At 35.9% G+C, this 18,818-nt stretch carries 11 protein-coding genes; 10 read left to right on the plus strand and 1 reads right to left on the minus strand.

Annotated elements, in window-relative coordinates:
• Positions 1-290: 290 nt before the first annotated feature.
• From ABEB23_RS15750 to ABEB23_RS15795, 10 genes are all read left to right on the plus strand, one after another.
• Positions 291-2,594, plus strand: coding sequence for a type IA DNA topoisomerase (locus tag ABEB23_RS15750; protein WP_348813590.1), 2,304 nt, complete (start codon positions 291-293; stop codon positions 2,592-2,594).
• Between the two features lie 175 nt (positions 2,595-2,769).
• Positions 2,770-3,246, plus strand: a complete 477-nt coding sequence (locus ABEB23_RS15755) for a DUF6265 family protein (RefSeq protein ID WP_348813591.1) — start codon at positions 2,770-2,772, stop codon at positions 3,244-3,246.
• A gap of 206 nt (positions 3,247-3,452) precedes the next feature.
• Positions 3,453-5,606 carry a TonB-dependent siderophore receptor gene (locus ABEB23_RS15760; protein WP_348813592.1) on the plus strand — a complete coding sequence of 718 codons (2,154 nt, stop codon included), beginning with the start codon at positions 3,453-3,455 and terminating at the stop codon, positions 5,604-5,606.
• Positions 5,607-5,661: 55 nt separating this feature from the next.
• On the plus strand, positions 5,662-6,813 hold the full coding sequence (locus ABEB23_RS15765) for a PepSY-associated TM helix domain-containing protein (RefSeq protein ID WP_348813593.1): 1,152 nt from the start codon (positions 5,662-5,664) through the stop codon (positions 6,811-6,813).
• Between the two features lie 320 nt (positions 6,814-7,133).
• Complete coding sequence (locus ABEB23_RS15770) at positions 7,134-8,645, plus strand: ankyrin repeat domain-containing protein (RefSeq protein WP_348813594.1); 1,512 nt, start codon at positions 7,134-7,136, stop codon at positions 8,643-8,645.
• 4 nt (positions 8,646-8,649) lie between these two features.
• The gene (locus ABEB23_RS15775; protein ID WP_348813596.1) at positions 8,650-9,132 is read left to right on the plus strand and encodes a DUF2271 domain-containing protein; all 483 of its coding nucleotides are present in this window, start codon (positions 8,650-8,652) and stop codon (positions 9,130-9,132) included.
• Between the two features lie 216 nt (positions 9,133-9,348).
• Positions 9,349-11,547 carry a PepSY domain-containing protein gene (locus ABEB23_RS15780; RefSeq protein ID WP_348813597.1) on the plus strand — a complete coding sequence of 733 codons (2,199 nt, stop codon included), beginning with the start codon at positions 9,349-9,351 and terminating at the stop codon, positions 11,545-11,547.
• Positions 11,548-11,577: 30 nt separating this feature from the next.
• Positions 11,578-12,579 (plus strand): FAD:protein FMN transferase, encoded by a 1,002-nt coding sequence (locus ABEB23_RS15785; protein ID WP_348813598.1) that lies wholly within the window; start codon positions 11,578-11,580, stop codon positions 12,577-12,579.
• 487 nt (positions 12,580-13,066) lie between these two features.
• Entirely contained in the window at positions 13,067-15,310 is a 2,244-nt protein-coding gene (locus ABEB23_RS15790) for a TonB-dependent siderophore receptor (protein ID WP_348813599.1), read from the plus strand.
• 266 nt (positions 15,311-15,576) lie between these two features.
• A complete protein-coding gene (locus tag ABEB23_RS15795; protein ID WP_348813600.1) occupies positions 15,577-16,905 on the plus strand; it encodes an APC family permease in 1,329 nt (442 codons plus the stop codon).
• A gap of 82 nt (positions 16,906-16,987) precedes the next feature.
• On the opposite strand, the gene ABEB23_RS15800 is transcribed toward ABEB23_RS15795, so the two are convergent.
• Positions 16,988-18,673 carry a SulP family inorganic anion transporter gene (locus ABEB23_RS15800; protein WP_348813601.1) on the minus strand — a complete coding sequence of 562 codons (1,686 nt, stop codon included), beginning with the start codon at positions 18,671-18,673 and terminating at the stop codon, positions 16,988-16,990.
• Positions 18,674-18,818 lie beyond the last annotated feature (145 nt).

Here is an 18,818-nt window from a genome sequence, read left to right on the forward strand (position 1 = left end):
ATTATTCTTCTATACTCCCCAGCTAGGTACATAAAGTAATCTACATTATTTTTACTCAGGTTCTTATGAAAATGAAACCCCATCAATAGCCCTGATGGAAGCGGCATCCTCGTAGTCCCGAAGCATCGGGAAGTAGAGATACAGCGGACAGCAGGAAGATTGCCTCTTGAAAACACCAATCCTTATGCTCCTAAAAAATAGCAAACCCTAGCCGTTCATAACTCCATAAGATTTCTTTTTAATACCAATTTCTAAATTCCTAATTTGCGGCTTCAAATTAACAGGAGAAAATGAAGGTCTGTATTGCCGAAAAACCAAGTGTAGCACGCGAAATCGCATCCGTTTTGGGAGCCAATACCAAACACGATGGGTATTACGAAGGCAACGGCTATGTCGTGACCTACACTTTTGGGCATTTATGTACCTTAAAAGAACCGAACGATTATAAACCTCATTGGAAGAGTTGGGACTTGAACAACCTGCCCATGCTGCCCGAGAAATTTGAAACCAAAGTGGTGCAAAATTCGGGTATTGAAAAGCAATTCAGAATCGTAAAAAGTTTATTTGACAAAGCCGAATTGGTCATCAATTGCGGGGATGCGGGACAGGAAGGAGAACTCATTCAGCGCTGGGTCATGAACGAAGCCCAGTATAAAGGCGAGGTAAAACGCTTATGGATTTCATCCCTAACTACCGAGGCCATCAAAGAAGGTTTTGAAAACTTAAAACCATCCACCAACTACGATAATTTATACTACGCAGGTTTTTCCAGAGCTATTGGCGACTGGTTACTCGGTATGAATGCCACCCGTTTGTACACCGTAAAACATGGCGGGTACAAACAGGTATTGTCTATCGGGCGGGTACAAACGCCAACCCTAGCGATGGTCGTAGACCGATTTACAGCAATTGAGAATTTTAAACCGCAACCCTATTGGGAGTTGCAAACCTTATATCGAGAGACGCTTTTCAGCTATGAAGAAGGACGTTTTTTAAAAAAGGAAGATGGCGAAATTTTGGCCAATAAAGTCCTGGAAAGTGATTTTGAAATTGTTTCTATCGAAAAAAAGAATGGCAATGAGTTTGCTCCTAAGCTGTTTGATTTAACAGGATTACAAGTGTATTGCAATACCAAGTTTGGGTTTTCGGCAGATGAAACGCTCAAAATTGTCCAGACTTTATACGAACAAAAAGTAGTCACCTACCCCAGAGTCGATACCACCTTTTTACCGAACGATATCTATCCAAAAGTAACCGGTATTTTGGAAAAACTAACCAATTATGCGGAGTTGACCCAGCCTCTTTTGGAAAAAAAGATTAAAAAATCACCGAAAGTTTTCAACGATAAAAAAGTAACCGATCACCATGCGATTATTCCAACGGGGATTGAAACCAATTTGCAATACAATCAGCAGCAAGTGTATGATATTATTGTGAAGCGATTTATTGCCGTTTTTTATGATGATTGTTTGGTAGCCAATACCACGGTAATTGGAAAAGCAGCTGATGTACTATTCAAAACCACCGGAAAAGAAATCTTAAAAAAGGGGTTTCGCGTAGTCTTCGAAGACCCCAATACCAAAGAAAAAGAGGCTGATATATTACCTAGTTTTGTTATAGGTGAAAAAGGGCCACACCAACCTTCATTTTTAGAAAAGGAAACCAAACCACCCAATCAGTTTACAGAGGCAACACTATTGCGCGCTATGGAAACCGCAGGTAAACAGGTAGATGATGAAGATTTACGCGAATTGATGAAAGAAAATGGTATTGGGCGACCATCAACGCGAGCCAATATTATTGAAACCCTTTTTAAACGCCAATACATCGTTCGAAACAAGAAACAGGTATTGCCGACGCCAACAGGGATCCAATTGATTGACACTATTCAAAATGAATTAATAAAATCGGCCGAACTAACAGGTTCTTGGGAAAAGCAGTTGAAAGATATTGAAAAAGGGACCTTTACCGCTGCTGCGTTTATCAAGAACATGAAACAGATGGTAGAAGCCTTGGTCTATGAAGTACGAAGCGAAAGCAGGCGTGCCAATATTTCGCATGCAGGAAGTATTCAAAAACAAGAAGCTACCGTTGAGAAAAAGAAAGCGGCAGGAATTTTGGCTGAAGTCTGTCCGAAATGCAAAAAAAACACACTGATAAAAGGAAAATCAGCTTATGGATGTGGCGAATATAAAGCCGGATGTACTTTTGTATTACCCTATACTTTTGCAGAAAAAAAAATATCAGAGAATCAATACTTGCGATTGCTTCAAAAAGGATCTACGGTAAATTTAAAAGACTTTAAAACTGATAACGGGACTGTTGTAGAAGGTTTGCTTCGTTTTGATGAAAATTTCAAGCTCAAACTCGAACCAAAGAAAATAGCCGAAAAACCAATACCAGATGCCTTAGCCTGTCCGAAATGTCAAAACGGAACGGTGCTGAAAGGAAATACGGCTTATGGTTGCAGCCATTATAAATCGGGCTGTGATTTCAAAGTTACTTTTGATCTGGTTAGAGCGAAACTAAAAGATCAAAAACCCACTAAAGAACTGGTTTATACTATTTTGAATGAAAGCAAAAATGACTGCTGATTTCAGATTAACGATTTTTGACTCGAGTACCGGCGAACTGGCGAAGCATTTCTGATTTGGGGTTGATAAATAGTAGCTTGTCGATCAAAGAAGTCTATAATATCTGAAATCAAAAATCTTTCTATTCTATTTTTTCATAATTTAGCTTTTCAAATAACATCAAACAGTTACACCAATGTTTCAAAAAATAACTCTTTTACTGCTTTTGTCCGCAATTGTTTCCTGTAAAAACGATTCAAATAAAAACGAAAAAATCAATGCAGCACAGTGGCTGATAGGTACTTGGGAAAACAAATCAGCTGATGGGAATCTCGAAGAAATCTGGCAAAAAGTGAACGACAGTACTTTTCAAGGCCAATCCTATTATATAAAAGCGGAAGATACTTTACACTTTGAAACGATTACATTGCAACAAATTGGTGACGAATTGACCTATAGTGCAGCTGTAAAAGGGCAAAATAATGACAAGTCGGTTCCTTTTAAATTAAGTGGTGAAGCAGGAAAAAAATTGGTTTTTGAAAATCCAAAACACGATTACCCTCAAAAAATCAGTTATAGTCAAATCACTGCCGATAGCTTGGTTGCCAAAATTTCAGGTGTCCAACAAGGAAAACCAAGTTCCGAACAGTTTTCCATGAAAAAAGTCAAATAAAAAACTCCATTTTATACTCAAATCAAAACCTTGCCCTAAGAAAGCAAGGTTTTTTTTATTCCTAAATAAATACAAATCAACTCATTAAAACATTATTTTTAATTAATCTAAATAAATATTGTTAAATATAAATTAAATTTTAATTTTGCCTTATTCTTATTTATTCTAAATAAGCATTAATTATTTAACCTATTTATTTTTCAACCATGAATGATCTGAATCAGAAAATTTTAAAATTTACTTTTCTCGTAAGTCTCTGTTTGTTTTCCATAGGAACCGCTTTTGCGCAAGAAACTCAAACTGACTCCTTAAAAGAAGTAACCGTTAACAACAAATACAAATACAAAAGAGAAAAAAGTACTACCGTTTCAAAAATGCCTCTGAGCAATATTGAAAACTCTCAAGTGTACAATACCGTTACGAGCGAGCTAATAAAAGAACAATTGGTAACCAACTTTAATGACGCCATAAAAAATGCAACAGGAATTACACGTTTATGGGAATCTACCGGTCGTGGAACAGATGGGGCTGAATATTTTAGCATGAGAGGTTTTGCAGTCCAACCCACAATGATTAATGGACTACCAGCTACCAATAATGGAACGATAGACCCAATCAATGTAGATAATATTGAAGTGATAAAAGGGCCATCTGCAACTTTATTTGGCAGCAGTCTCATATCGTATGGTGGGCTAATCAATACGGTAACCAAAAGACCTTATTCTACATTCGGCGGAGAAATTAGCTATCTTTCTGGAAGTTATAACATGAATAGACTTACTGCCGACGTAAATGTTCCCGTAAATAAAGATGTTAGTATAAGGGTTAATACAGCTTACCAAAACCAAAATTCCTTTCAAGATGCCGGTTTTGCAAAATCACTTTTTTTCGCACCTTCCTTGAGTTATAAAGTGAATGACAAATTATCATTCCTAATCAATACTGAATTTACCCAGGGAAGTGCAGCGGTGGCACCAATGATATTCTTGAACAGGTATGCTCCACTAACTTTTACCTCAATAGATGTTTTTAAAGAAAACTACAAAAACTCCTATACCTCAAATGAACTTTCTATAAGTAATCCAACATTTAACCTACAGGCTCAAATGTTTTACAAATTGTCTGATCAGTGGACTTCGCAAACTGCATTTTCAAAAAGCAGCAGTACATCAAATGGATACTATTCTTATTTATGGGATTCAGCTAACGGAGGTGATTTCACAAGATATATTTCAAAAAGAAATGGAGAAACATGGGCTTCTGACATCCAACAAAATTTCATTGGAGACTTTCAAATTGGGAAATTCAGAAATCGCTTAGTTGCTGGACTTGATTATTATTCCTCTAATATATACAATGGAAGTACAGGTTGGGTCGCCAACGGAATTGTCAATTTAGTCAACCAAACAGACACCGGGGATCTAACACAGCAAGGAGTTGACAATCTTTTGGTAAATTCATTTGAAGGAAACTCAACAGCAGAAACGCAAACATTGGGCACTTATGTTTCAGATGTATTTAATTTTACAGATAAACTTTCGGTAATGGCAAGTCTTAGAGTCGATAACTTCAAGAACAAAACAGATGCCTGGAAAGATGATAAAAGCCAAACAACCGTTTCTCCGAAATTTGGTGTTGTGTACCAAATCGTCGAAAATAAAGTCTCCATTTTCACCAATTACATGGATGGATTTGTAAACGTTGCGCCACAGCAAGTTTCGGATATTGATGGTACTAACACCAGAATGCAAACATTTGACCCGGAACACGCCAATCAATATGAATTTGGTTTAAAAACGAACTTGTACAAAGATATCATTTCTGCATCTATCAGTTATTACAACATTAATGTCAATAACCGATTGATGACCGATCCAAATAATATCAATAATTCTATTCAAGGTGGAGAGGTAAACAGTAAAGGAGTTGAATTAAGTTTTACTGCTAACCCTGCGAAAGGATTTAATATTATTGCCGGATACAGCAATAACAAAAGTGAAGTTACAAAAGACAATGCTGATTCAGGATACCTTGGATTAAGACCCGAAGAGGCTGGACCTGAAACTTTGGTAAACTTTTGGGCTAATTACACTTTGACAACTGGAAAATTAACAGGATTGGGAATAGGCTTTGGCGGAAATTACGCTAGTGAATATAAGGTTTTAAATAGAGCTAATATTGGCACATTTGAACTGCCTGCTTACACCACTCTTAACGCAGCCTTATCGTATAACACCAATAAATTCAACTTTACCCTAAAACTAAATAATCTAACAAACGAAGAATATTTTAGCGGATGGTCAACTGTTACTCCACAAAAACTAAGGAATGTAGTTGCTGGATTAATGTATAAATTCTAAGATTATTTTATCTAACTAAACTCCTCATTTCGTGAGGAGTTTTATCTATTTTTAAATGAAAAATAATAATTTCAAAAAGAGTATTGGTAAAATACACTTATGGTTGGGATTGTCCTCAGGCCTATTGGTTTTTATAATTGCCATTACCGGCTGTTTGTATGCTTTTCAGGAAGAAATACAAAACATCACCGAAGAATATCGTTTTGTAGAAGTGCAGCATGAATCTTTTCTGCCTCCGTCAAAATTAGCTGAAATAGCTAAAAAAGAAGTTCCCGGTAAATTGCTTCATGCCATAAAATACAATGATAAAAACAATGCTGCAGAAGCCATCTTTTACCATTATGAACCATCTTATCATTATACAACTTACTTAAATCCGTATAATGGTTTGGTTTTAAAAACTATAAATAATGAAGAGGGTTTCTTCAGTTTTATTTTAGACGGGCATTTCAATTTATGGCTTCCTCGTGAAATTGGTCAGGTTGTCGTATCGGTTGCAACCTTGATTTTTTTAGCATTGTTAGTCTCAGGATTAGTTTTATGGTATCCCAGAAATAAAAACGCAACAAAACAACGCTTTTGGTTCAAATGGAAAAAAGGAACAAAATGGAAACGCAAAAACTATGATTTGCACAATATTACTGGATTCTATGTTCTCATAATCGGAATCATATTCGCCATTACAGGTTTAGTATGGGGATTTCAATGGTTCGCCTATTCTTATTATACCATAAGCGGAGGTGAAAAATCATTATTGTATGAAGAGCCTCTTTCGAAAAGAAACCCAAAAACACAAAAGGATGTAACCGCAAATCCATTGGATAAAATTTGGTTCCAAATGCAAAAAGAATATCCAAGAGCACGATCAATCGAAATGCATCCACCTGAAACGGACACATCACCAATTGCTGCCAATGCCAATTTAGATAAAGGAACTTACTGGAAAATTGACTATCGTTATTTTGATCAATACACCCTAAAGGAGATGAATGTTTCTCATATATGGGGCAGACAGCAGGACGCAAAAATTGCAGACAATCTGATCCGAATGAATTATGATCTTCACACAGGGGCCATAGCAGGTCTATCAGGTAAAATCTTTGCGTTCTTATTTAGTTTACTCATCGCTAGTCTTCCCATATCCGGATTTTACATCTGGTGGGGACGAAATAAAAAAAAGAAAAATGCAACCGCTACTCAAGCTTAAAGCAATACAATAAAGCCCATTGAAAAAATTTAAATAATTGCTTTAAACCTTCCAATAGTTTTTAGGTCTAAAAAAACAATCCAAAAAATCCATGTGCTTTTTTGAGTTAGAAATAGTGCAAAGAAGCATCAAACAAAAAACAATTTTAAAATCACAAAACATAAAAAAAACGCAATAAAAATTTATTTATAATGGTTAAATACTTATTGACATTATCATATTAATTTTTACATTTGCTCTATTTTTATTTAATCTAAATAATTTAAGATAATTTAATAAACACCCTTCCCTATTAATTAAGAACCTTTATAAAAAAATTTATGAAAAAGAATCTTTTTATTTCTTTTGCCTTGACTGCCACTTTATTCGTCAGTGCACAGCAAAAAAATACGCTTTTAGAGCAATCTTTTTGGAAAACAGCCCCAAATGTAGCAGCTGTTCAAGCTGAAATAGCAAAAGGCAACAGCCCGTCAGCATCAACACCAAATGCTTTTGATGTAACCGTTATCGCTATTAATAATGATGCACCGACAGCCACTATAAAATTCTTATTGGAACAAGCGGGAAATGACGTAAATAAATCCACACACGACAATCGTATTTATTTACACTGGGCTGCTAATAAAGGTAATGCCGAAATCGTAGATTACCTGATAAATAAAGGTTCTGACATTAATTTAGAAGACAGCAAAGGAGAAACCCCAATTACATTTGCAGCCGGTAGCGGACAAAGCAATACAGCTGTTTATGATGCTTTTTTTAAAGCTGGAATAGACCCTAAGAAAAAATACAAAGACGGTTTAAACCTTCTGCTGATGGCTATTCCATCAGACAAAAACCTCACTCTGAGCAACTACTTTATTTCTAAAGGATTATCATTAAAAGATATTGACAATGATGGGAATACTGCTTTCAATTATGCCGCCAGATCGGGTAATGTTACATTATTAAAATCCCTATTGGAAAAAGGAGTAAAATACAATGACAATGCACTTATTTTTGCTGCACAAGGTTTCCGTAGAGAAGCATCTACTCTTGAGACGTACAAATACTTGGTTGAGGAATTAAAACTAAAACCAACAGTAACCAGCAAAGACGGACAAACAGTACTTCATTTTCTGGCAAGTAAATCCAACCAGACTGAAATCATCAATTACTTCCTAGCCAAAGGAGTAGATGTAAACAAAGCCGATAACGAAGGAAATACCCCTTTAATGGTTGCGGCTTCGGCCAGAGAAACAACTGTTGCATTAGAACAATTATTGCCAACAGTAAAAAACAACAATACTCAAAACCTAAAAGGAGAATCAGCACTTACGATGGCCGTTAAATCAGGAACTCCAGCTGCAGTAGAACTTCTTTTGAGTAAAGGTGCTGACATAAATGTTCAAGACAAAGAAGGAAACAATCTCGGATTCTATCTAATACAGTCTTACCGACCACAAATGGGTCGCGGTCCAGAAGCTGCTAATGCTACGAAACAAGATCCTTTTGCAGCTAAAATAAAATTGCTTCAAGACAAAGGATTAAACTTAGCCTCTCCACAAAAAGACGGGAACACACTTTACCACTTGGCTGTAGTCAAAAATGATTTAGCTTTGCTGAAAAAAATTACCGATTTAAACATTGACATCAACGTTAAAAACACCGATGGTCTAACTGCTTTACACAAAGCAGCGATGATTTCTAAAGACGATGCCATCTTGAAACACCTACTATCTCTAGGCGCCAAAAAAGATGTTACCACTGAATTTGACGAAAGTCCTTATTCCTTGGCAAAAGAAAATGAGTCTTTAACAAAAAACAATATATCTCTAGAATTTTTAAAATAAAATTATGAAGTCTTTAATTAAAACATCGCTGGCAGCAGCGCTACTATGCCTTTTATCGTTTCAAGCTACTGCACAAACCAGTAAATACAAATGCATGCTCCAAATGTCTAACTATATGGGAGAGGGAGCATATATTGTGGTTTCACTTGTAAATGCCAAAGGCGAATATGACAAAACTCTTTATGTTATGGGTGATGATAAAAAATGGTACAAAACCCTTAAAGAATGGCATAAATTCTATTCTAAAAAGCCTACGAATATCAGTGCAAAAACGGGAGCTTCAGTAACTGGCGGTGATCGTAGTATTACCACAATTGAAATTGAAGATTCTAAAATCAACAAAGGGTACAAATTGCGATTTGAAACAGCCGTTGAAGATCAAAAATATTATACAGCTGATTTAGAAATCCCTCTTACTACTGAAGGAATTGCTGCAAAAACCGAAGGTAAAGGCTATATTCGCTATGTAAGATTAAGCAAAATCTAAACTTTAAACTTTTTTTATCTGCGAAAATCCACAAAATCTGCGTCCATTTATTTTATACAGATTTTGTAGATTTCCGCAGATTTTTTTTTGAAATAAATGCTCGTAACACAAAAATTAGAGCAATATAATTTTGTAAAAAAGCCTTAAAATAAAGTCAGAAAAGCAAATCTGTTTTTATTTTTACCCAATGAATAATTTTCAAAATAAATTACATCAATGACTCTTTCTTTTTGGCGTTACACACACTTAGCGTTGGCAGTGTTTTCGGCTGCATTTTTAGTATTGGCTTCAGTTACCGGTGTCATCCTTGCTGTCGATGCCATACAGGAGAAAACATCACCTTACCGAGTGGAAAATTTTGAAAAATTAACTCTCGGGGAAACCTTACCCATTCTTCGCAAAACCTATCCTGAAATCACCGAGTTAAGTATTGGCCACAATCAATTTGTAACCCTGCAAGGTATCGATCAGGAGGACAATGATGTTAACGCCTACATTGACCCAACGACAGGCAAAATAATAGGCACTCCCCAAAAAAAAAGTGAATTTATCCAATGGGTTACAGCGCTCCATCGTTCTTTATTTCTTAAGGAAACAGGGCGTTTTTTTGTTGGGTTTATCTCCTTTTTGCTAGTATTGATTTCTATTTCGGGTTTTGCTCTTGTTCTTAACAGACAGAGAGGTCTGCGCAACTTCTTTTCTAAAATAATAAAAGACTATTTTGCCCAATATTATCACGTTTTATTAGGCCGATTATCGCTTATTCCAATTTTGATTATCGCACTTTCTGGAACTTATTTAACTTTGGAAAAATTTAACTTTTTTCTCGAAAAAACAGCTTCAGAAGAAAAAACCGAAATTGTAAAAACTACGCCTATTTCAAAAAAGGATGCTGATTCGTCCGTATTTAAAAACACGCTACTGGCTGATGTTCAGAAAATCGAATTCCCTTTTTCGGATGATCCTGATGAGTATTATATCATTGAATTACAAGACCGGGAAATCGAAGTAGATCAATTTACAGGTGCTGTAATCCGTGAAGTTCGTTTTCCGATGACAACAATATTATCGGATTTAAGTCTTGATTTACATACTGGACGGGCAAGTATAATGTGGGCTATAATATTGGCAATTGCCTCTATCAACATTCTCTTTTTTATTTACTCAGGATTTGCGATGACGTTAAAACGAAGATCAAGTCGCATTAAAAACAAATACAAAGCCGAAGAAAGCAAGTACATTTTACTGGTAGGATCAGAGAACGGAAGCTCTTTGGTCTTTGCCAATGCTATTCATAAACAACTGCTGGCCCACGGAGAAAAAGTGTTCCTTACTGAACTTAATAATTATTCGGTTTATCCAAAAGCTGAACATATTATTATTTTTACCTCAACCCACGGATTGGGCGATCCTCCTTCTAATGCAAGCAAATTCATATCGCTTGTCAACAAAACCGAACAAAAGCAAAAAATCAATGTTTCGATCGTAGGTTTTGGTTCAAAAGCCTATCCCGATTTTTGTGGTTTTGCCCGCGATATAGATACCTTATTAGAAAAGCAAAATTGGACAGAGCGCTTTTTAGAATTACAAACTGTAAATGACAAATCGGCTGAAGAATTTGTAGGCTGGGTACACCTATGGAGTCAGAAGACTGGAATTCCTCTTTCAACCACTCCATCATTATACAACCACGTTCCAAAAGGTTTGCAAAAACTGATGGTATTGGAAAAAACTGCCATTTCTGACACCGAACATACTTTTTTACTCACGCTACGTGCGAGTATGAGAGCCAAATTCACTTCGGGAGATTTATTAGCTATTTATCCGGCAAACGATACTCGAGAACGCCTCTACTCTATTGGAAATCATAACGGAAATATACAATTGGTCATAAAACTGCATCCATCCGGTTTAGGCTCAGGCTATCTCTATGCTGTTGAACCCGGTTCGATTATAAAAGCACGAATCATTAAGAACAGCACTTTCCATTTCCCAAAAAAGGCATCCAAAGTTGCTTTAATTTCAAATGGAACCGGTATCGCTCCCTTTCTTGGAATGATTGAGCAAAATAAGAACAAAACTCCCATTCATTTGTACTGTGGCTTTCGAAAGGAAACTGAAACTGTTGTGGGTTATAAAAAATTTGCATCAGACAGTATTCAAAAACAGCAGCTCAAGAGTTTTCATTTGGCTTTATCACGTGAAGCAAACCATAATTATGTAATGGATTTAATCAAACAAGATGCTGATTTTTTTATTGATTTGCTGACAGAAGGAGGAGTTTTAATGATTTGCGGTTCACTTGCTATGCAGAGGGATGTAGAATCTGTCCTTGATACACTCTGTCTTGACAGAACAACAATGGGAATTCCAGCTTATAAAGCTAATGGACAAGTGCTAACGGATTGTTATTAGTATGACAAATCGATACTTTCAAATTCTAATATGATAGCTAAACACCAATTTCTACTTCTTTTCATAATCTTTTGTAGCTTCACCAGTAACAGCCAAGTCTTACGAAAAAGAACAAGCCTGCTTATGGGTGGTCGATTTGACATTACCATTGTCGCCAAGGATTCATTATCAGCAGAAAAAAATATAGATTCCGTCATTGCAGAAATCACCCGAATTGAAAATTTAATTTCGGATTGGAAATCGGACTCGCAGGTATCAGAAGTAAACCAAAATGCCGGAATTCGTCCAGTAAAGGTGGACCGAGAAGTTTTTGAATTGACGCAAAGAGCGATTCGGTTTTCTGAAGTAACTAATGGCAGTTTTGACATCAGTTTTGCAGCAATGGATAAAATCTGGAAGTTTGACGGATCAATGACTGCAATGCCTTCGGCGGAAGCCATAAAGAAATCAGTAGAAAAAGTGGGCTATCAAAACATCATCTTAGACAGTGTTCAATCAACCATATTCCTTAAACTAAAAGGGATGAAAATTGGATTTGGCGCATTAGGAGAAGGATATGCCACCGATAAATGCCGCGATATGATGCTCGCCAAAGGTATCAAGGCCGGAATTATAAATGGATCGGGAGATATGAGCACTTGGGGAAAGCAGCCCAATGGAAAGAAATGGAACATCGGTATTACCAATCCCTTTCATCCTGAAAAACTTTTAGCTGTCGTACCGTTAGAACAAGAGGCTGTCACCACCTCTGGTAGCTATGAAAAATTTGTTGTTTTTGACGGCAAACGCTATTCTCATATTATCAATCCAGCAACGGGCTATCCTGCTACAGGCTTATCCAGTGTGACAGTTTTTGGACCTAATGCAGAAACAGCAAACGGATTGAGTACCTCCTTAATGGTATTAGGAAAAACTGCAGGCTTAGATTTACTCAACAAATACCCAGATTATAGTTGCGTAATGATTACTGACGATGGAAAAGTCATTAAATCAAAAAACTTCCGAATTAAAAAATTTAAGACACGGCTTTAATTTTTAGCAATAATTAAGCTCGTTTTCAGTCGTAGTCACAGTTCTCAGTTTAAAAAGGGCTGATTTTTAAAACACGTCCTTTTCCAAATATTAGTACGAAAACAAATCCCAGTAGTAGCGTACGACTCTAAAAACTACGGTTAAAAATGTACCTTTCATTGACTTTACCAGACAAATACCTTTTAGAAATAGAACAAGAATAAGGCAATTTCCTTAACAAAAATTAACATAAAATAGATCAACAACATCTTTTAGAGATACCAGAACTCTAATTAAGGCAGCATAATCACATTACCTTCAACAAAAACGCTCCACAAAATGATCTTACACATCAAAAAAAGGCTTTTATAAGCAAGTAAAACACTGAAATTCAATACTGTTAAAATTAATTTAAAATATTATTCATATTTAATCTAAATAAGTTTTGTTAATTCAAAATGGGGTTTTATATTTGCAAAGTTATTTTTAATTATTCCAAATAAACGATATGAAATATATTTTATTACCCTCAGTTTTCTTATTATTTTGTTTTACTATACAAGCCCAAGAAATAGCAAGTAATAATACCAAATCAAACGATAATGATCTTTACTATTTCTCATCCGATAGTATAAAATCGATCAACGATACTGTCAAAAACAAAAAAGGACAGATTTTAAAAGAAGTTGTAATTACCGCTAATAAACAACCAAAACCGGTAACAGCTCTACGTTCCGGTTTAAAACCAATGGACACACCACAAAGTGTACAGATAATAGGTTCTGAAATTATTGAGCAACAACAATCCATTCGATTAAGCGATGTAATTAAAAATGTAAATGGTGTCTATGTTGGATCTGCCCGCGGTGGAGCTCAAGAATCCTTCTACTCAAGAGGATATGACATGTCTGCTAATAACATGTTTAAAAACGGATTCCGTTTTAGCAGCGGATCAATTCCTGAAGTCTCTTCTTTAGAAAAAGTTGAAGTCTTAAAAGGTAGTGCTGCTTTATTATATGGAAACGTTGCGCCAGGAGGAATCTTAAACATGGTAACCAAAGCGCCTTCGTTTACCAAAGGAGGAGAAGTATCCATGCAAATGGGAAGTTATGCCTTTTACAAACCTTCGATAGATATTTACGGCCCGTTAAACAACATCATTGCATACCGATTTACAGGTTCTTATGAAAATTCAGAAAGCTTTAGAGATGTCGTAAAAAAAGAACGTTACTATATTAATCCTTCCTTGCTTTTTAAAGTAAGTGATAAAACTCAAATTACTTTACAAGGAGATTATCTACATGACGATTGGACTCCAGATTTTGGAACTGGAGCCATTGGAAAAGAAATTGCTGATGTTCCTCGTAACACTTATTTAGGTGCGACCTGGTCAAATGGACAAACAAGACAAACCACTGTTTCTGGATTTGTAAATCATGATATTAATAAAAACTGGAAACTGAATTTCAATACTTCTTTCCAAAATTACGACAGAGCATCCAAAGGGACTGAGCGTGTTCAACCAAAAGCTGATCCTTACGGATATTGGGAAAGACCTTTGGGACAAAATAAAAATTCAGAACAAATCATTGGAGAACAACTTAGTTTACAAGGTTGTTTCCTAACCGGAAAAGTAAAACACCAGTTATTCACAGGGGTTGATTTTGAAAATTCATTTGCAGAATCGAATACATTTACTTTTTCACCAGCAACTTATGGTAGTGGTAATATTTTTGATTTCGAAAATTTTGACCAAGGTGGTGCTATCCCAGACGCAACACATACCAAAATTGTAAAAACAGATACCAATCGTTTTGGAATCTATGCACAAGATTTGATCTCAGTTACAGAAAAATTTAAAGTTTTGGCCGGATTACGTTGGTCTTGGCAAGAAGCACAAGCCGAAAACACAGACTTGATTAATAACACCATTAAAGAAGATCCAAAACGTATTGATCAAGCATTTACTCCTAAGTTAGGTTTAGTGTACCAGCCAACAAAAGATATGTCTTTGTTTACAAGTTACGCCAACTCTTTTACACCAAACACAGGAGTAACTATTTATGGAGAAACTATTGAACCGTCTCTTATAGACCAGTACGAAGTTGGGGTGAAAAAAGATTTCTGGAGAGGAATTTTAAGTACCAATGTTACTTTGTACCAAATTGTAAACAGTAATTTAGCTCAAACTGCTGAATTTAAAGCAGACGGTTCAAGCAACACCGACAGCAACGTAAAAGTTTTGAGTGGAGAAACTACCAGTAAAGGAATCGAAATCGACATTACAGCAAAACCAATTGAAGGTATGAATATAATGGCCGGTTACAGCTACAACGATATGCGTTATACAGAAACTTCAGGATTAAACGGAAGTTTTATTGAAGGAGATCGTTTGGTAAGAACACCTGCAAACACTGCCAACTTAAGCTTTTTCTATACCTTACAATCAGGAACTTTAAAAGGTATGTCTTTAGGAGCAAATGGAAACTATATTGGCGACCGTTTTGGTGGTTGGAATGATCAAATTGTAGTGAATTCAACTACAGGAGCCGTGACAATTAATGACAGAGACATCCCTCTTGAAGGATATACTACAATTGATTTATCTGCAGGTTACACTTGGAAAAAATTCTCCATCTTATGTAAATTATCAAATGTTGCCAATGTCTTAAATTATACCGTACACGAAAATTACAGTATAAACCCAATTGCACCACGTCAAGTAATGACCAGCATAAAATATAAATTCTAGTAAGTCTCAATAGAAACTAAGATCTAGACGGTTACCGATATTCCTTAAATAAAGGTTTAATCGACATAACATCCAAGTTCAAAAATTAAGCAACCTCGTTTAGAAATAGACGAGGTTTTTTTATTTAAAAAAAAAAAGCCTATTTTAATTATATTTGAGAATCCTATTGCTTATTTCAAGATTCAACAAGGTAAATATCCACATCAACCACATTCTAATTACTTTTTTGGTCCAACCCTCCAACTAAAAATCGAACCCGAATCATTATGAAAAATTCAAGAAATAACCAATTAATAAAAAGTCTGGGTTTAGGTTTTGGAATTGCAATATTAATTGGAGGTACAATTGGTGTTGGTATACTCCGCACACCGGGTGCAATTGCGGGTATGTTAGATAATTATTGGCTTATCATTACCTGTTGGTTTTTTGGAGGACTGTATATTTTAATAGGCGCAAACTCCTATGCCGAATTGGCGACCATGCTACCCAAAGCTGGTGGCTCTTACAATTATATAAAAAGGGCTTTTGGAGATTACGCAGGTTTCATATCAGGTTGGTATGATTATATTGCCAATGCAATTCCACCAGCTTTTTATTGTATTGTTATCAGCGAATATATTATTATCCTTTTTCCAGCTTTAGAAAGTCATTCCACGAGTATTGCTATAGCTTTTTTAATCGCGTTTATCTTACTTCATGTTAGCGGTGTAAAAAGCGGCAGTTTCATACAACAATTGACAAGCGTCATTAAAGTAGTTTTCTTTGCAGCCTTAATTGTTGCCTGTTTTATGTATTCCGGTGTAAAAATTAAGCCCATTGAAAAAGACATTAATTTACTTGAAATGGGAGTTATATTAGGATTTTTTAAATCACTTCAATTAATAATCGGTACTTATGATGGTTGGTATTCCGTTTGCTTTTTTGCCGAAGAAGATAAAAACCCAAGTAAAAACATTCCTAAATCTTTATTTACCGGAGCGATCATTGTGATACTGATTTATGTATTATTAAATATGGCCTTTTTTCATGTGCTACCCGTGGCTTCATTGGCCAATTCACCTTTGGCAGCTGCAGATGTTGCTAAAGTGGTCTTCGGAAATAACGCTGCCATTATAGTAACTGTGATTGCAATTTTCTCTTTAATTAGTATTTTAAATGCTTTTATGATGATACCGGCAAGAATACTGTTAGGATTGAGTCGCGATGGTTTTTTCATTCGAAAAGGAACTGCAATAAACAAAGGTGGCACTCCAATAGTAGCGCTTTTGGTCTCATCCTTATTTAGCCTGGTATTGATTATTATAGGATCCTTTGAAGTATTATTTTCATTTGGAACCTTCATGTCAGTTATTGTTTGGGGATTGGCCTACTGCTCACTCATAAAATTAAGAATCAAAGAACCCAATTTAACTAGGCCCTATCGTTCTTGGGCCTATCCATGGTCATCTCTGCTTGTGATTATTGCTACCTTATCCTTATTGATTGGTTTTGCCTATAGTGACACTAAAAATTTTGTAATCATTTTAATCATTACTTTAATTTCCTATCCTGTCTTTTTATATCTCAATCGTAGAATCAAAAAGAAAAATGACTAAGTTTTACAAAATTCAAAAAAATCTGTTCTTTATTGTCTAACTAAAAAACGATAATCAACATTTAGCCACAGTCTCAAATTAATTATTTTTCAAGTTCTTTGACCAAATCATGAACCGAATGATATCGATTAATAGGACCAAAAAGCTCATCCAAATTTTCAGAACGCAACTTATCACGGACTTCTGCACGAGCTTCGACTATTTTTAAGGTTACGCCTTTTTCTTTTAAATCAATAAAAAGCCTTTTTAATAATTTCGCCCCGCTGATATCTACATGAGGAGAAGTATTCATGTCCCAAATAACAGTTTTAATACTCTTTCCTTCTGCCTTAAGTCTTGCCATAATTTCTTCACGGATAAAGTCAGCATTAAAATAAAGTATCGATGCTTCTATTCTAACAATTAGTACTCCAGGAATAATTTCGTTATCCGGATGCCTTTCCATATCAGAATACCGTTTCGTACCGGGAATCCTACCCAAAAAAGCTACTTTAGGTTTTGATGTTGACTTAATCAGCAGCACAATTGTAACTAATGCCGCAAACAAAACCCCTTTAAGAATACCCGAAACAATGACTCCAACAAAAGCAATCATGGCCACCAAAAATTCCTGCTTATCTACTTTAAACAAATGCTTCATTTCGTTCGTATCCACTAGCCCTCTGATTGCAACAAGCACTATCGCTGCTAGAATTACAGTGGGTAAGTTTTGCAGAAAACCTGTTAGAAACAAAAGACACAAAGCGATAGACAGGGAGGCTACCACTAAAGAAACAGGCGTTTTTGCACCGGCCGTATCATTGACAGCTGATTGCGACAAACCTCCGGCAACGGGATAGCCCTGACCAAAAGCAATTGCACCATTGGCAATTCCCAAAGCCAATAATTCCTGACGCGGATCAATCTCATATCCATTTTTTTGGGCAAATGAACGTGCTGCTGATACACTTTCAATATAAGACAATAAAAAACAAGCGAGAGCAAGCGGAAACACACCGTCAATATCTCTCATTTTCAATGAAGGAACATGAAATGAAGGCAATCCAGAAGGTATTATTCCGACAGTGTCAAAACCATATAAGCCAAGTGAAGTGGTCGAAATAAGCAGTATCGAAACAATAACGACTACAATAGCTACCGGTCGCCCTGGTAATAATTTTTCACCAATAACTAAGACTGCAATTGCTGACAGACCAAAAAAGAGAACGGCCATATTGGTATCCGGTAATTGATAAAAAAGAGTACTGAGTCGCTCAAAGAAATTTTCTCCCCCACCCTTTACATCAAATAATTTAGGTAATTGCGTCAATCCAATAGTAAATGCCGCTCCCATTTTGAAACCAACCAAAACGGTTTCACTGATAAAATTAATGATGCCGCTTAATCGCAATAGGTACGCTAATACTGCGAAAACAGAAAAGACCAGTGCTGTCAATGAAGCAATATCAACCCAACGATTCACATCGCCATTTGCCAAGTCGGCAATCGTTGTTCCAATCAATAATGAGATAGCAGAAGTGGGACCAATGGCTAATTGTCGACTGGTACCTAAGATGGCATAAAAAAAACCGCCAATTAAGTAACCATAAATTCCGTATTCAGGGGGTAATCCCGCAAGTGTGGCATAAGCAAGGGAAACGGGTATACCATAAGCCGCTAAAGTCACTCCTGAAACTAAGTCACTCTTTAGAAGTTTTGTGTTGTAACCTTTAAGCCATTTCAGATTGGGGAGTAAATATTTCAAAATAAAAAAAATATTGTTTCCCATAAAAATAAGAATATTTTACCAACCAACCGCCCGGCTATTCGAAAAAAAATCTACAATTATCTCTATCTTATTTTGCCATTAAATCAAAATAGAAAACACAAAAAAACCCAATTCCGAAATTTCAGAATTGGGTTCCTACATTTAA

It is taken from the genome of Flavobacterium maritimum, assembly GCF_040049085.1.
Lineage (GTDB): Bacteria > Bacteroidota > Bacteroidia > Flavobacteriales > Flavobacteriaceae > Flavobacterium > Flavobacterium maritimum.

What these genes read in the sequence shown, in the direction of transcription:
- ABEB23_RS15755 (WP_348813591.1), top strand. Translation starts at nt 2,770, where the DNA reads ATGTTTCAAAAAATAACTCTTTTACTGCTTTTGTCCGCAATTGTTTCC.
- ABEB23_RS15775 (WP_348813596.1), top strand. Translation starts at nt 8,650, where the DNA reads ATGAAGTCTTTAATTAAAACATCGCTGGCAGCAGCGCTACTATGCCTT.
- ABEB23_RS15795 (WP_348813600.1), top strand. Translation starts at nt 15,577, where the DNA reads ATGAAAAATTCAAGAAATAACCAATTAATAAAAAGTCTGGGTTTAGGT.
- ABEB23_RS15765 (WP_348813593.1), top strand. Translation starts at nt 5,662, where the DNA reads ATGAAAAATAATAATTTCAAAAAGAGTATTGGTAAAATACACTTATGG.
- ABEB23_RS15750 (WP_348813590.1), top strand. Translation starts at nt 291, where the DNA reads ATGAAGGTCTGTATTGCCGAAAAACCAAGTGTAGCACGCGAAATCGCA.
- ABEB23_RS15780 (WP_348813597.1), top strand. Translation starts at nt 9,349, where the DNA reads ATGACTCTTTCTTTTTGGCGTTACACACACTTAGCGTTGGCAGTGTTT.
- ABEB23_RS15785 (WP_348813598.1), top strand. Translation starts at nt 11,578, where the DNA reads ATGATAGCTAAACACCAATTTCTACTTCTTTTCATAATCTTTTGTAGC.
- ABEB23_RS15760 (WP_348813592.1), top strand. Translation starts at nt 3,453, where the DNA reads ATGAATGATCTGAATCAGAAAATTTTAAAATTTACTTTTCTCGTAAGT.
- ABEB23_RS15770 (WP_348813594.1), top strand. Translation starts at nt 7,134, where the DNA reads ATGAAAAAGAATCTTTTTATTTCTTTTGCCTTGACTGCCACTTTATTC.
- ABEB23_RS15800 (WP_348813601.1), bottom strand. Translation starts at nt 18,673, where the DNA reads ATGGGAAACAATATTTTTTTTATTTTGAAATATTTACTCCCCAATCTG.
- ABEB23_RS15790 (WP_348813599.1), top strand. Translation starts at nt 13,067, where the DNA reads ATGAAATATATTTTATTACCCTCAGTTTTCTTATTATTTTGTTTTACT.